This window comes from Elioraea tepidiphila DSM 17972 (assembly GCF_000378465.1).
GTDB classification, from domain to species: domain Bacteria; phylum Pseudomonadota; class Alphaproteobacteria; order Acetobacterales; family Acetobacteraceae; genus Elioraea; species Elioraea tepidiphila.
On record NZ_KB899925.1, the window covers coordinates 95,967 to 109,093 of the forward strand.

The 13,127-nt window shown below is 72.5% G+C and carries 13 protein-coding genes and 1 pseudogene; 10 read left to right on the forward strand and 4 right to left on the reverse strand.

Translation table 11 applies throughout. The features are described 5' to 3' along the window. Positions 1 to 110: 110 nt before the first annotated feature. The 4 genes from F563_RS0113405 (at position 111) to F563_RS25870 (ending at position 2,824) form a co-directional block, all read left to right on the forward strand. Positions 111 to 1,007 carry an N-formylglutamate amidohydrolase gene (locus tag F563_RS0113405; RefSeq protein ID WP_019015191.1) on the forward strand — a complete coding sequence of 299 codons (897 nt, stop codon included), beginning with the start codon at positions 111 to 113 and terminating at the stop codon, positions 1,005 to 1,007. A 23-nt stretch (positions 1,008 to 1,030) separates the two neighbouring features. Further along, the gene (locus F563_RS0113410; protein WP_019015192.1) at positions 1,031 to 1,567 is read left to right on the forward strand and encodes a GNAT family N-acetyltransferase; all 537 of its coding nucleotides are present in this window, start codon (positions 1,031 to 1,033) and stop codon (positions 1,565 to 1,567) included. A gap of 278 nt (positions 1,568 to 1,845) precedes the next feature. Beyond that, complete coding sequence (locus F563_RS22590) at positions 1,846 to 2,610, forward strand: lytic transglycosylase domain-containing protein (protein ID WP_019015193.1); 765 nt, start codon at positions 1,846 to 1,848, stop codon at positions 2,608 to 2,610. 88 nt (positions 2,611 to 2,698) lie between these two features. Further along, on the forward strand, positions 2,699 to 2,824 hold the full coding sequence (locus F563_RS25870) for a hypothetical protein (protein WP_019015194.1): 126 nt from the start codon (positions 2,699 to 2,701) through the stop codon (positions 2,822 to 2,824). Between the two features lie 9 nt (positions 2,825 to 2,833). Here F563_RS25870 and F563_RS0113425 read toward each other — a convergent pair whose 3' ends face one another. Genes F563_RS0113425 through F563_RS0113435 form a run of 3 tightly spaced genes read right to left on the reverse strand, consistent with a single transcriptional unit; the run spans position 2,834 to position 8,082 of the window. Then, complete coding sequence (locus F563_RS0113425) at positions 2,834 to 5,221, reverse strand: 1-deoxy-D-xylulose-5-phosphate synthase N-terminal domain-containing protein (protein WP_019015195.1); 2,388 nt, start codon at positions 5,219 to 5,221, stop codon at positions 2,834 to 2,836. A 17-nt stretch (positions 5,222 to 5,238) separates the two neighbouring features. Next, complete coding sequence (locus F563_RS0113430; RefSeq protein WP_019015196.1) at positions 5,239 to 6,636, reverse strand: malonyl-CoA decarboxylase; 1,398 nt, start codon at positions 6,634 to 6,636, stop codon at positions 5,239 to 5,241. Between the two features lie 27 nt (positions 6,637 to 6,663). After that, positions 6,664 to 8,082: a bifunctional ADP-dependent NAD(P)H-hydrate dehydratase/NAD(P)H-hydrate epimerase gene (locus F563_RS0113435; RefSeq protein ID WP_019015197.1), complete on the reverse strand. Its 1,419-nt coding sequence runs from the start codon at positions 8,080 to 8,082 to the stop codon at positions 6,664 to 6,666. A 78-nt stretch (positions 8,083 to 8,160) separates the two neighbouring features. Between F563_RS0113435 and F563_RS0113440 the strand changes: the two genes are divergently transcribed. From F563_RS0113440 to F563_RS0113465, 6 genes and pseudogenes are all read left to right on the forward strand, one after another. Then, positions 8,161 to 9,465, forward strand: coding sequence for a sulfite oxidase (locus F563_RS0113440; protein ID WP_156825179.1), 1,305 nt, complete (start codon positions 8,161 to 8,163; stop codon positions 9,463 to 9,465). A gap of 15 nt (positions 9,466 to 9,480) precedes the next feature. After that, on the forward strand, positions 9,481 to 9,828 hold the full coding sequence (locus tag F563_RS22595; protein ID WP_019015199.1) for a hypothetical protein: 348 nt from the start codon (positions 9,481 to 9,483) through the stop codon (positions 9,826 to 9,828). A gap of 30 nt (positions 9,829 to 9,858) precedes the next feature. After that, a pseudogene (locus F563_RS0113450) lies at positions 9,859 to 11,121 on the forward strand (D-amino acid dehydrogenase); the annotation flags it as partial. 38 nt (positions 11,122 to 11,159) lie between these two features. Then, positions 11,160 to 11,804 (forward strand): ParA family partition ATPase, encoded by a 645-nt coding sequence (gene parA / locus F563_RS0113455; protein ID WP_019015201.1) that lies wholly within the window; start codon positions 11,160 to 11,162, stop codon positions 11,802 to 11,804. Beyond that, positions 11,801 to 12,262: a CopD family protein gene (locus tag F563_RS0113460; protein ID WP_019015202.1), complete on the forward strand. Its 462-nt coding sequence runs from the start codon at positions 11,801 to 11,803 to the stop codon at positions 12,260 to 12,262. Before parA ends, F563_RS0113460 begins: the two co-directional genes overlap by 4 nt. 11 nt (positions 12,263 to 12,273) lie before the next feature. Further along, positions 12,274 to 12,597, forward strand: coding sequence for a c-type cytochrome (locus F563_RS0113465; RefSeq protein ID WP_035575239.1), 324 nt, complete (start codon positions 12,274 to 12,276; stop codon positions 12,595 to 12,597). 243 nt (positions 12,598 to 12,840) lie between these two features. On the opposite strand, the gene F563_RS0113470 is transcribed toward F563_RS0113465, so the two are convergent. After that, the coding region (locus tag F563_RS0113470; RefSeq protein ID WP_019015204.1) for an integrase core domain-containing protein at positions 12,841 to 13,127 on the reverse strand (287 nt) is incomplete at its 5' end.

A 13,127-nucleotide genomic window follows, 5' to 3' on the forward strand; every position in this document is an offset into this window, starting at 1 on the left:
GCGCATTAGCCGCCGCAGCGCGGCCGGGCAAGCCCCGGGAGCGCGCTGACGGCCCTGTGCGGCCGCCGCCGCGTGACACGCCCGAGGCAGGATGCTTTCATTTCCGCCCCATGGACCTGCCGCTCGGCGCAGCCCCCCCCTCCCCCGCGACGCCCCCGCTCGACGAGCCGTTCGTGCTGCTCATGCCGTCGCGGCAGACCGCTCCGATCGTGTTCGCCTCGCCGCATTCCGGGCGCGCCTATCCGGAGGCGTTCCTCGCCCAGTCGCGGCTCGACCCGATCACGCTTCGCCGCAGCGAGGACAGCTTCGTCGAGGAGCTGTTCGCCGCCGCCCCACTGGCCGGCTGCCCGCTGATCCACGCGCTGTTTCCGCGCGCCTGGTGCGACGTGAACCGCGAGCCCTGGGAGCTCGACCCGGCGATGTTCGACGCGCCGCTGCCAGCCTTCGTCAACGCGGCGAGCCCGCGGGTCGGCGCGGGCCTCGGCACGATCGCGCGCGTGGTCGCGACCGGCGAGGCGATCTACCGACGCAAGCTGAGTTTCGCCGAGGCCGAGAGCCGCATCGCCAGTTGCTGGCGCCCCTATCACGCAGCACTTGCCGGGCTGATCGCGGAGACGGTGCGACAGTTCGGCTGCTGCCTGCTGATCGACTGCCATTCGATGCCCGCGCAGGTTCCGCCGCTCGGGCGACCGCGCCAGGCCGAGATCGTGCTCGGCGACGCGCACGGCACCTCCTGCGCCGCGCTGGCGACACGCCGGGTGGAGGAGGGGCTGGGCCGGCTCGGGCTCGTGGTCCGGCGGAACGAGCCCTATGCCGGCGGCTATGTGACGCGGCATTACGGGCGCCCGCGCGAAGGCGTGCATGCGTTGCAGATCGAGATCGCCCGCGCGCTCTACATGGACGAGGTGCGGATCGAGCGCGGCCCCGGCTTCGCTACCTTGCAGCGCGACCTGACGCGGCTGATCGAGGAGCTGGCGGCCGCGGACTGGACGGCGCTCCGGCCGTGACCCCGCCCGGGCCGCAGGGCGGGATGACGGTCCGCGACAGCACCGAGGCGGACATCGCCGCGATCGCGGCGATCTATCGCCATCACGTGCTGACGGGGCTGGCGAGTTTCGAGGAGGTTCCGCCCGAGGCGTCCGAGATGGCGCGACGGCGCCAGGGCGTGGTCGAGGCGGGCATGCCGTGGCTGGTGGCCACCGACGCCGAAGGGGTCCTGCTCGGCTACGCCTATGCCGGACCCTACCGGCCGCGGCCGGGCTACCGCTACACCGCCGAGGACTCGGTCTATGTCGCCCCTCGTCAGTCCGGGCGTGGGGTCGGTCGTGCGCTGCTGGGCGCGCTGATCGGACGCTGCGAGACCTTGGGCTTCCGCCAACTGGTCGCGGTGATCGGCGATTCCGGCAATGCCGCCTCGATCGGCCTGCACCGGGCGCTGGGCTTCACCCGGGTCGGGCTGCTGCCCGCGGTCGGGTTCAAGTTCGGCCGCTGGGTGGATGGCGTGCTGATGCAGCGCGCACTCGGCCCCGGTGCGGCCACGCTGCCCGGCTGCGCCCGTCCGGGCTGAACGGGAAAAAAATGGCCGCCCTTGTGGGGCGGCCAAGTTTAGGGAGGAAACGTCCAAGAAAGGCAGACAGCATGGCCGGAGCCACGTTGCTGCGACGCACAATCTAGGCACGGTGGGGCGTCGCCGCAAGGCATTTTTTGCGGTGCAGCAAACGCACATCGCCCCCGCAGCGCACGCATGACGGCGACGCTCGCGCGATCTGAGACGCGCCGCGCCCGCATCGGTTGTTGGCACGGGATGTGCGTCACGGCAGGCGACCCGATCGCCAGGACCGCATCATGCTGCTTCGCCTCGCCGTTCTTGTCATCGCGCTCGCCACCCCTTGGCCGGGCTGGGCCTCGCCGGGCACCGCCCCGGCCCAAGCGGTGAATCCCGCGGAACTGTGCCGACCGGCGATCCGCGCGGCCGAACGGTCGCACGGCATCCCGGTCGCCCTGCTGTCGGCGCTCGGGCGGGTCGAGAGCGGACGGCGCGACCCCGACAGCGGCACCTTCGGGCCCTGGCCCTGGACCATCAATGCCGAGGGACGGGGGCAGTTCTTCCCCACCAAGGCGGAAGCGATTGCCGAAGTCCGCCGTCTCCAGGCGCGCGGCGTGCGCTCGATCGATGTCGGCTGCATGCAGGTGAACCTGCACCACCATCCGAACGCCTTCGCCAGCCTGGACGAGGCGTTCGATCCAGCGAAAAACGCCACCTACGCCGCACGCTTCCTGGTCGAGTTGCAGCAGCGGTCGAACAACTGGCTCCAGGCAGCGGCGCACTACCATTCCCAGACGCCCGAGTTCGCCGAGGCGTATCGCCGCCGGGTGATGGCGGCCTGGCCCGAGGAGAGCCGGCTCGCCGCCCAGGCGCATCGCGAAGCACAGATCGCCGCCTGGCATGCCCGCCCGGCCAGCGTGCCGGGCGGCCCCGGTCGGGTGCTGTCGGTCGCCCCGTCCGGGCAGGTGCTCAACCAGGCGGGTGGGCGCGACCTCGCCGCGTACCGCGCCGCGCCGATCCCGCTGGTCGGACGTGCGGTGACGCCCGCGCGGATCAGCCGTTGATATCTCGGAACGCTTGAACCGGGCGCAGGGGGTTCGCTACTCTTCGCGAAAGAAAAACGCCGGTCACGCCTGCCAGGGAGAATGATCCATGCGCCTTCTCGTCGCCGCGGCGCTGTTCGCCGCCCTGAGCCTGCCGGCCGTCGCGGGTCCCTGCTCGGCCCCCCCGCCGCCGGTCAACACCTCGTCGCTGCCCGCCGGCCCCTCCGCCGGCTGAGGTCGCGGCCTAGCCGCTGACGAGCCGCCGCAGCATCCCTGCGGCGGCCGCATCGAGCATCGTGCCCTCGTCCAGCCCGTAGAGGCGGTAGAGCGAGGGAATGTCGCCCGCCTGACCGAACCGATCGACGCCGAGCGGCTCGATCCGATGACCGCGCACACCGCCGAGCCAGGCGAGCGTGGCCGGATGCCCGTCCAGCACGGTCACGATCGCCGCGTCGGGGGCGAGCGGCGCGAGCAGCGTCTCGATCCACGCCTGTTCCCGCCCACCGGCGCGGCGTCCGCGGGCAGCGCGCAGCCAGTCGGCGTGCAGACGGTCGGGACTGGTGACCGCGAGCAGCCCCGCGCCCGGCACATCCTCGCGCACCGCCTCCAGCGCGGCGAGCGCCTCGGGCACCACGGGCCCCTGACAGGCGATCGCCAGCGCCGCACCCGCAGCAGGCGGCACCAGCCAGTAGCCGCCGCGAATCACCGCGTCGCGGTCGAGCGGACGGGCGGGCTGGGCGATCGCGCGCGTCGACAGCCTGAGCCAAACCGACGAGCCTTCCGGCGCCTGCATGTGCGCGAAACCCCAGGCCATGATCGCGGCGAGTTCGTCGACGAAGGCCGGCTCGTAGAACGCGAGCCTGTCCTGGCCGATGCCGATCAGCGGCGTATAGACCGACTGGTGCTGCCCGCCCTCGGGGGCCAGCGTGATCCCCGAGGGCGTCGAGACCAGCATGAACCGGCTGTCCTGGTAGCAGCCGTACATCAGCGCATCGAGGCCGCGGCCGACGAAGGTGTCGTAGACCGTGCCCACCGGCAGCAGCCGCGCGCCGTTCAGGTCGTGGCTGAGCCCGGCGGCGGCGAGCAGCAGGAACAGGTTCTGCTCGGCGATGCCGAGCTCGATGTGCTGGCCCTCCGGCGTCATCACCCATTTCTGCGCCGAGGCGACCTTCTGGTCGCGGAACACATCGTTGCGCAGCGATCGGCTGAACACGCCGCGCCGGTTCACCCACGGCCCGAGCGAGGTGCTGACGGTGACGTCCGGGCTCATCGTGACGATGCGCGCGGCGAGCGGCGCGAGCTCGCCCTGGCCGCGGCCGATCTCCGACAGGATCTGGCCGAACCCCTCCTGGGTGGACATCCTGCGCCCCTCGGGCGGGCGCGGGTGGGGCAAGGACGCCGGCACCGGCACGGGTGCCGCGGCTAGGCGGCGGCTGGAGCGGCCGCTGGCATACGGCGCGTTCGCCAGAAGCGCGCGGGCCTCGTGCTCGAGCGGGCCGAACCCGGCGAAGGGCTCCCATTCCTGCCCGGGATCGATGCCGTTGGCGGCGCGGAACGCCTCCATCTGCTCCTTGGTCATCAGCCCGGCATGGTTGTCCTTGTGCCCGGCGAAGGGCAGGCCCATGCCCTTGATGGTGTAGGCGATGAAGGCGGTCGGCTGGTCGGTCGCCGCCGCGGCGCGCAGCGTGTCGAGCACGAGCCCCATGTCGTGCCCGCCCAGGTTGGTCATCAGCGCGGCGAGGTCGTCGTCGGACAGCGGATCGATGATCGCGCGCAGGCGCCGATCGCGTCCCAGATCGGCGTGCAGCGCCTCGCGCCAGGCGGCCCCTCCCTGGAAGGTGAGCGCGGCATAGGTGCTGTTCGGGCAGTCATCGATCCAGGTGCGCAACGCCGCCCCGCCCGGACGCGCGAACGCCGCCTCCAGCTTCCGGCCGTATTTCAGCGTCACCACGTTCCAGCGCATGTCGCGGAACAGTCCCTCGATGCGGTGGAACAGCCGGTCGGGCACGATCGAATCGAGCGACTGGCGGTTGTAGTCGATGATCCACCAGACGCCCTGCACGTCGTGCTTCCAGCTTTCGAGCAGGGCCTCGTAGATGTTGCCCTCGTCGAGCTCGGCATCGCCGACCACCGCGACCATGCGCCCGGGCCGCGCACCCTCGGGTGCCAGGCCCTTGAGCCGCACATAGTCGCGCATCAGCGCGGCGAAGTTGGTGATTGCCACGCCGAGCCCTACCGACCCGGTGGAGAAATCGACGTCGTCGCCGTCCTTGACGCGCGACGGGTAGGGCTGGATGCCGCCGATCGCGCGGAACTTCTCGAGCCGCTCGCGGCTGACGCGGCCGAGCAGGTACTGGATCGCGTGGAACACCGGCCCGGCATGCGGCTTCACCGCCACCCGGTCCTCGGGCCGCAGCACGTCGAGATAGAGTGCCGTCATCAGCGTGGCGACCGAGGCGCAGGACGCCTGGTGCCCGCCCACCTTCAGCCCGTCGAGATTGGGGCGGATATGGTTGGCGTGATGGATGATCCACGACGACAGCCAGAGGATGCGCTTTTCCAGCGCCTCCAGCACGGCGACCCTTCGCGCGTCCGCCGGCGCCTCGGCGATCGTCCGCAGCCCGTCCGCCATCACCCCCTCCCCCGGGCTCACACCCAGCCGCGCGCGAGCCGCTTCATCGCCGTCGAGGCCGCGCGCTTGCCCTCGCCGACATAGGCCTCGTGGTTCGCCTCGATCGCGTCGCGGTCGTAGAGGTAGTTCACCATCAGCCCGGCACTCTCCTTGATCCCCTTCTCCGAGGTGTCGGCGAGCCAGTTCAGCCGCTCCGCGCGCGCGCCGTTGGTGAGATGGAAATGCGCCACCGGATCGCGCGACCGGCCACGTCCGTCGCTCTCGGCGAGCAGGTAGCGCGCGCAGAGCCTGCACAGCACGGGCCGCGCGGCCTCGGCAAGCGCGGCATCGCGATGCCAGCCGCGCCGGGCGAGCAGCCGCGCGAGCGGCGGGGTCTCGGCGACCGCCTCCTCGCCCTGCACCGCCAGCGCCTCGGCCAGCGCCGCATCCTCGTCCTCGGAGAGCAGCCGGTCGCCGGCCGCGAGCTTCTCGTCGATCCAGCGGCGGAAGCCCGGGATCGGCGAGAGCGTGGCGAAGGTCTTGAGGTTGCGGAACTCGGCGGAGAGCCGGTCCACCACCTGCTTGATCAGGAAGTTGCCGAAGCTGATCCCCGACAGCCCGCGCTGGCAGTTGCTGATCGAGTAGAAGATCGCCGTGTCGGTCTGGGTCGGATCGAGCACGGGCGCCTTCTGGTCGAGCAGCGCGTGGACGTTGTCGGCGAGCCCCTTCACCAGCGCGACCTCGACGAAGATCAGCGGCTCGCCCTCCATCGCCGGGTGGAAGAAGGCATAGCAGCGGCGATCGGAATCGAGCCGGTTCTTGAGATCGCGCCAGCCGCGGATCTCGTGCACCGCCTCGTAGCCGACGAGCTTCTCGAGCAGGGAGGCGGGGCTGTCCCAGTCGATCCGGCGCAGGCGCAGGAAGCCCACGTCGAACCAGGCGGCGAGCAGATTGCGGAAGTCGTCGTCGAGCGCGGCGAGCGCGGGGTCGCCCCGGGTGTGGCGCATCAGTTCGGCGCGCATGTCGACCAGGAACTTCACGCCCTCGGGGATCGAGATGAACTGGGTGAGCAGCCGCACGCGCGGCGCTTCGAGGGCGCGGCGCAGCCGGGCGAGCGCCTTGGCGCGCGCGGGCGCTTGCTCGGCCTCGGCCGCGGCCTTGAGTGCGGTTTGCAGGACGGTCGGGTCGGCGTCGAACCCGGCCAAGGTCCGCAGGAACGCCAAGCGGCCCTCCACGTCGGCGGCGAGATAGGCCTGCGCGAGCCGGGCCGAACGCGCGCGCGCCGACACTTCGCCGCCCTTCGCCTCCAGGCAGGCGCGCATCTGATCGGCGATCGCCGCCCCCTCGTCGGCCCCGCCGGCGACGTCCCGCCAGGCGGTGAGCAGGCGCCGGAGCGCCCGGTCGAAGAGGCCGCCCTGCGCGGCTGCGGTGTCCATGGACCCTCCTGCCGTTGCAGGGCCAGATTACACCGCGGCGAGGACCCTCGGCAGATGGTCGGCGAGATCCTCGGCGATCATGTATGCGCCAGCCCCGCGCGCCGCCGCCGCGTGCGCCCAGGCAGCGGCGCAGCCCGCCTCCCAGGGCGGCATGCCCTGCGCGATGAGGGCCGCGGCGATGCCGGCGAGCACGTCGCCGGTGCCGGCGGTGGCGAGCCAAGCGGGCGCATCGGCGGTGATCGCGGCCCGCCCGTCGGGCGCGGCGATGATGGTGTCGCTGCCCTTCAGCAGCATGGCGCCGAACAGCCGCGCGGCAGCGGCGCGCGCGGCCCCGAGCCGGCCGGCGGGAGGCCCGAACAGCCGCGCGAACTCGCCCTCATGCGGGGTGACCAGCGCGGCGCCGGCGATCGCCTCGGGCGCGCCGCGCAGCGCATCGGCATCCGCAACGAGCGTTCGACCGGCGGCGAGGATCGCGGCCGCGGTCGCCGGGGCGCGCATCCCCCCGCCGGGCCCCACCAGCCAGACCTGTCGGCGGAGGTCGCCGAGCAGCTCCGTCACCGGTGCCTCGACCACGATCACGCCCGGATCGCCGGCGCGGCAGGCCGCCGCCGAGGCCGCGTCGGGGCAGGCGATCGTCACCAGCCCCGCGCCCGCGCGGCGCGCCGCGCGGGCGGCAAGCCGGGCCGCACCGGTCATCGCCTCGCCCGCGACGATGGTGAGCGAGCCGCGGCTGTATTTGTGGTCGCCCGGGTCTGGGCGCCGCAGCGCCGCGCGCCACAGCGCGGGGTCGTTGCGGAACAGGCGCGGCGCGATCCCCTCCAGCACCCGCGCGGGGATGCCGATCTCGGCGCACACCACCTCGCCGCAGAGATCGCGCCCGGGGCGCAGCAGATGCGCGGGCTTGAGGCGGAAGAATGTGACGGTGAGCGCGGCCTGCGGCGCGGTGCCGAGGACCGCGCCCGTGTCGCCGGCCACGCCGGAGGGCAGATCGACCGCCACCACCGGCGCGCGGCAGGCGGCGAAGGTCTCGGCGACCACGCCCTCGACCGGTCGGGCGAGACCGGCGCCGAACACGGCATCGACGACCAGGTGCGCGCGCGCCACCGCGGCGGGCGTCAGTGTCCCGACCGGACCAGACCAGCGCGACGCCGCCAGCGCCGCAGCGCCCGCGAGCCGCGCCCGCTCCCCGAGCAGCGCGACCCGCACCGGCCAGCCCGCTTCGTGGAGCCGGCGGGCGACCACGAACCCGTCGCCGCCGTTGTTGCCGGGGCCGCACAGCACCACGGTGGGGCGCGGGCGGAACCGGCGGCGGATTGCGCGCGCAACCGCGCGGCCGGCGTGCTCCATCAGCACGATCCCCGGCACCCCGCCCGCGATGGCGGCGGCATCGGCCCGCGCCATCTCGGCGACGGTGAGCAGTTCGATCGGCACGGCGAGGGTTGACATGCTCAGGAGCTTGATTTCTTCATGATTCTGAAAGTAGGACTCCGGAAGGTCCTGCGCAGCAAGGGAGGAATGCAGACCATGGCACGCAAGCCGGAGCGAGGGCTCGACGAACTCTACCGCAACGATCCCGAGCGCGCGGACGCGATCGTGTTCGGCCGCCGCGGCGCGCTGAAGGGGGCGTCGCTCGCCGCCATGGGGGCCGCCGTCGGTGCCAGCATCCCGTTCGCCGACCGCATGCCCTCGGGTCTCGTTCCCGCCGCCCTCGCGCAGGGCGCCCAGGGGCCGAAGATGTTCACCTTCGAGGGCAAGGACGCGATGATCGATCTCGGTCAGCGTCCGCTGGTGCTGGAGGCGCCGGAGACTCTGCTCGACGACGAGGTGACGCCGGCGCGCCGGTTCTTCATCCGCAACAACGGCACGCCCCCGGAGCCGGCGGCCGATCCGAAAGCCTGGAAGATCCGCATCGACGGCGAGGTGAACACGCCGCTCGAACTCACCGTGGGCGAACTCGAATCCCGCTTCCCGCTCGTCACCTACCAGTTGCAGATGGAGTGCGGCGGCAACGGCCGCGGCTTCTTCGTGCCCGAGACGCGCGGCAACCAGTGGGGCAACGGCGCGATCAGCAACGGCTCCTGGACGGGGGTGCGGCTCGCCGACGTGCTGCGCGCCGCCGGGCTGAAGGACAGCGCCAAGCATGTCGCCGGCTACGGCGCGGACGTGCACCTCTCGGGCGATCCGGACCGGGTCGTCATCAGCCGGGCCACGCCGATCGAGAAGTGCATGGAGCAGCACACGCTGATCGCGCTGCGCCTGAACGGCGAGCCGATTCCGCACATCCACGGCGCGCCCGTGCGCACGATCGTGCCCGGCTGGCCCGGCAGCCTGAGCCAGAAGTGGCTGACACGGCTCTGGGTGCGCGATCGCGAGCATGACGGCCCGGGCATGGGCGGCACTTCGTACCGCGTGCCGGTCACGCCGATCGTGCCGGGCTCGCGCGATGACGGCCGCAGCTTCCGCGACATCCATTCGATGTGGGTGCGCTCGGTGCTGACCAATGTCGCCAACGGTTCGCGCTTCCCGGCCGGCACGCGCGAGATTCCGGTGCGCGGCGCCGCCTGGGCGGGCGAGGACGCGATCTCGGCCGTGCATGTCTCGGTCGATTTCGGCGCGACCTGGACGGCGATGGAGGTCAAGGCCCCCGCCAACAAGTACGCCTGGCAGCGCTGGTCCGGCACCGCGCGCCTGCCCTCCGACGGGTATTTCGAGATCTGGTACCGCGCCACCGACAGCCGCGGGCGGATGCAGCCGCACGCCGCGGCCAACTGGAACCCGCAGGGCTACGGGGCGAACCCGATCAGCCGCGCGGCGATCCTGGTCGGCTGAGCGAGCGAGGGGCCGGTGAAGGGATTGATCGCGGGAGTCGCGGCGGCGCTGCTCGCCGGCCCCCTTCTGCTCTCCGCCCCCGTCATCGCGGCGGAGGAGGAGACACCCGAAGTCCTGGCACCCGGCGAGGGGCGCGAGGAGACGTTCTACTACTGCATCGCCTGCCACAATACGGCTCTCATCCGCCGTTCCGGCTTCACCCGCCAGCAATGGGACGAGCTGATGGACTGGATGACCGAGAAGCACGGCATGAACCCGCTCGAAGGCGAGCTGCGCGAGACCATCGTCAACTATCTCGCCGAGGCCTATCCGCCGCGGCGGCAGCGCCCGCCCGCCTTCACCAATCCGTTCGCACGCGACTGAGCCAGCCCTTGCGCGCGCGGGCGCGCGCGGCAGACTGAGCCGATGCATGTCATCGTTCTCGGCGCCGGCGTGGTCGGCGTCGCCGCTGCCTGGTACCTGCGCGAGGCCGGGTGCGAGGTCACCGTCGTCGAGGCGCGCGAGGGGCCGGGGCTGGAGACGAGCTTCGCCAATGGCGGGCACCTCTCCGCCGCCTCCGGCCCGTGGGCCGCGCCCGACGTGCCGGGCAAGCTGATCCGCTGGATCGGTCGCGAGGATGCGCCACTGCTGCTCAGGCTGCGCTGGGACACCGCGCTGATCCGCTGGGGCGTGCGCTTCCTCGCCAACTGCACCGAGGCGCGCTACGCCGCGAACACGGAGGCGATCGGCGCGCTCTGCCGCCTCTCGGCCGCGGAGACGATGGCGCTGCGCGACCGGCTCGGCATCGCCGACGAGACCAACAGCGCCGGCGTGCTGACGATCTACACCACCGAGAAGGAGTTCGCCGGCGCCGAGGCCAAGCGCGCGCGCTTCGCCGAGGCCGGGATCGCGGCCGAGGTGGTCGATCGCGCCGGCCTCGCACGGATCGAGCCGGCACTCGAACAGGCCGCCCCGCGCTATGTCGGCGGGCTGTTCGCCGCCGACACCGAGACCTCGGACTGCCACCTGTTCACCACCGGGCTGGCCGCCGAGGCCGCGCGGGCCGGTGTCGCGTTCCGCTACGGCACGCGCGTTGCCGCCGTGACCGTGGAGACCGGGCGCGCGACCGGCGTGGCGCTGGCGGACGGCGGCACGATCGCCGCCGATGCCGTCGTGCTGGCGGCGGGCTCCTGGTCGCCGGTGCTCGCGCGCGGCCTCGGGCTCCGGGTACCGGTCTATCCCGGCAAGGGATATTCCGTGACTGTGCCGATCGCCGGCCGCAACGGCGCGCCGCGCATGGCGGTGGTGGACGAGCACGCCAAGCTCTACATCGCCCGCTTCGCCGACCGGCTGCGCGTGGCGGGCACGCTGGAACTCGCCGGCTGGGACAAGACCCCGTCGCCGGCGCGCCAGGCGGCGACACTCGCGAAGATGCGCGCCCTGTTCCCCGATGGCGGCGACTATGCGCAGGCGGCGCACTGGACCGGGCTCCGGCCGATGACGCCGGACGGGCGGCCGCTGCTCGGCCCGACATCGATCCCCGGGCTGTGGCTGGATACCGGCCACGGGCCGCTCGGCTGGACCATGGCCTGCGGCTCGGGCCGGCTGCTCGCCGAGATGCTGACGGGTCGGACGGCCGCGATCGACCCCGCCCCCTACGCGCTGGCGCGCTTCTGAGCTTGGTCAGCCGCGAGTCCCCGCGATAGCCTGCGCGCATGGTCGCGGTCGTCGTCACGGTGGCGCAGCAGAAGGGCGGGGCGGGCAAGACCACGCTGGTCGCGCAGCTGGCCGCGGCGCTCGCCGCCGGGCGGCGCGTCGCGGTGCTCGACATCGACCCGCAAGGCAGCCTGACGCGCTGGCATGCGGCGCGGAAGACCGCGCTGAAGGCCGCTGCCGCCGGGCTCACCTTCGCCGACACCGCGGGCTGGCGTCTCGGCGCCGAGCTCGAACGGCTGAAGCACGGACACGACGTCGTCCTGATCGACTCCCCGCCGCACGCCGAGACCGAGGCGCGGCTCGCGCTCCGGGCCTCGGATCTCGTTCTGGTGCCGCTCCAGCCGAGCCCGCTCGATCTCTGGGCCACCCGCCCGACGCTCGATCTCGCCGCGGCCGAGAAACGCGAGGCGCGGGTGGTGCTGAACCGCGCGCCGGCGCGCGGCCGCCTGCTGGAGACGACGCAGGCCGCACTCGCCCGCGAGGGCACGCCGCTGCTCGACGCCTCGCTCGGCAATCGCAGCGCCTTCGCGATGGCGATGGCTGCCGGGCTCGGGGTCACCGAGAGCGCGCCGAAAGGTCTCGCGGCGGAGGAGGTGCGCGGGCTCGCGGCCGCGCTCAGGCCCTGGATCGGAGACGGCGCATGACCGTCACGGCGCTCTACATCCTGCACCTGCTCGCCGCGATCCTCTGGGTCGGCGGCATGGCCTTCGCGATCCTGGTCCTGCGGCCGTCGCTTTCGGTGCTGGACCCGCCGCAGCGGCTCGCCCTCCACGCGCAGGTGTTCCGCCGCTTCTTCCTGCTGGTCTGGCACGCCATGCCGATCGCGCTGCTCACCGGCTGGGCGATGCTGTTCGGCTGGTACGGCGGGTTCCGCGATTCCGGCTGGCACGTGCACCTGATGAACCTGACGGGCGTCATCATGGGCGTGGTGTTCGTCGCGATCTGGTTCGGCCCGTATGCGATGTTCCGCCGCGCGATGGCGGCGGGGAACGGACCGCAGGCCGCGCAGGCGGTGCACCGCATCCGCACGCTGATCACCGTCAACCTGGCACTCGGGCTGCTGACCAGCGCGGTCGCGGGGCTCGGCCGCTGGGGGATCTGAGGGAGGCAGAGATGGTCCGTTGCGGTGTCATGGCGCTGGCCGCCGCCCTGATGGCGGGCCCCGCGATCGCGCAGAACCTGCCGGGCGATCCGGTGCAGGGACGGATCATCGCCGAGCGCTGGTGCGCTTCGTGTCACGTGGTCTCGCCGCGTCCGGTGGGGCCGGTCGGCGACGGCGCGACGCCGTTCCAGACCATCGCCGACCGCGCCGCGACCACGGCGCTGTCGCTGCGCGCCTTCCTCGCCAGCCCGCACGGGCGGATGCCGGACCTGACGCTCACGCGGGCGGAGATGGACGACCTGATCTCCTACATCCTCAGCCTGCGCCGGCCCTGACGCCATTCAGCCGCCGCGCCGGCGCACGACCTCCCGGTGGAGGATGTAGTGACGTCGCTGCTCTCAACGGCTCAGAATGGCACACAGCACAGGCGCGGCAATCGCGATGTCATGACCGGGGTGAGAAACGCCCCTGGCTGTGCTGGCCGCGGATGGTGGGATACCTCAACGGCTGCCGAGGCTCTTGGTGACGGGCCACTCCGCTGACTGACCGTCGACGGGCCGTGGCAGTCAGCTGTCCTCTTAACCATCTTGCCTGACGGATTGTTGGATGGTTTCGATTGGCCTGCGTCCTTGGTTTCGGTAGCCGAGATGCGGCCGTTCGGTGTTGTAGTGGATCAGCCAGGCGTCGAGATCGGCCTGCAGCGCCTCGACCGAAGCGTAGACCTTCTCGCGCATCGCCACGCGGAAGAACTCGTCCAGCACGGTGCCGTTGAAGCGCTCCACGAAGCCGTTGGTGCGCGGCGTGCGCACGCGCGTCCTGCGGTGCTCGATCTCGTTCAGCGCCAGGTAGAGCTCGTAGGGGTGCG

Coding starts and splice junctions, on each gene's coding strand:
- parA (WP_019015201.1), top strand. CDS start 11,160: ATGGTCGCGGTCGTCGTCACGGTGGCGCAGCAGAAGGGCGGGGCGGGC.
- F563_RS0113440 (WP_156825179.1), top strand. CDS start 8,161: ATGGCACGCAAGCCGGAGCGAGGGCTCGACGAACTCTACCGCAACGAT.
- F563_RS0113425 (WP_019015195.1), bottom strand. CDS start 5,221: ATGGCGGACGGGCTGCGGACGATCGCCGAGGCGCCGGCGGACGCGCGA.
- F563_RS0113405 (WP_019015191.1), top strand. CDS start 111: ATGGACCTGCCGCTCGGCGCAGCCCCCCCCTCCCCCGCGACGCCCCCG.
- F563_RS0113430 (WP_019015196.1), bottom strand. CDS start 6,636: ATGGACACCGCAGCCGCGCAGGGCGGCCTCTTCGACCGGGCGCTCCGG.
- F563_RS0113460 (WP_019015202.1), top strand. CDS start 11,801: ATGACCGTCACGGCGCTCTACATCCTGCACCTGCTCGCCGCGATCCTC.
- F563_RS0113410 (WP_019015192.1), top strand. CDS start 1,031: ATGACGGTCCGCGACAGCACCGAGGCGGACATCGCCGCGATCGCGGCG.
- F563_RS22590 (WP_019015193.1), top strand. CDS start 1,846: ATGCTGCTTCGCCTCGCCGTTCTTGTCATCGCGCTCGCCACCCCTTGG.
- F563_RS0113465 (WP_035575239.1), top strand. CDS start 12,274: ATGGTCCGTTGCGGTGTCATGGCGCTGGCCGCCGCCCTGATGGCGGGC.
- F563_RS25870 (WP_019015194.1), top strand. CDS start 2,699: ATGCGCCTTCTCGTCGCCGCGGCGCTGTTCGCCGCCCTGAGCCTGCCG.
- F563_RS0113435 (WP_019015197.1), bottom strand. CDS start 8,082: ATGTCAACCCTCGCCGTGCCGATCGAACTGCTCACCGTCGCCGAGATG.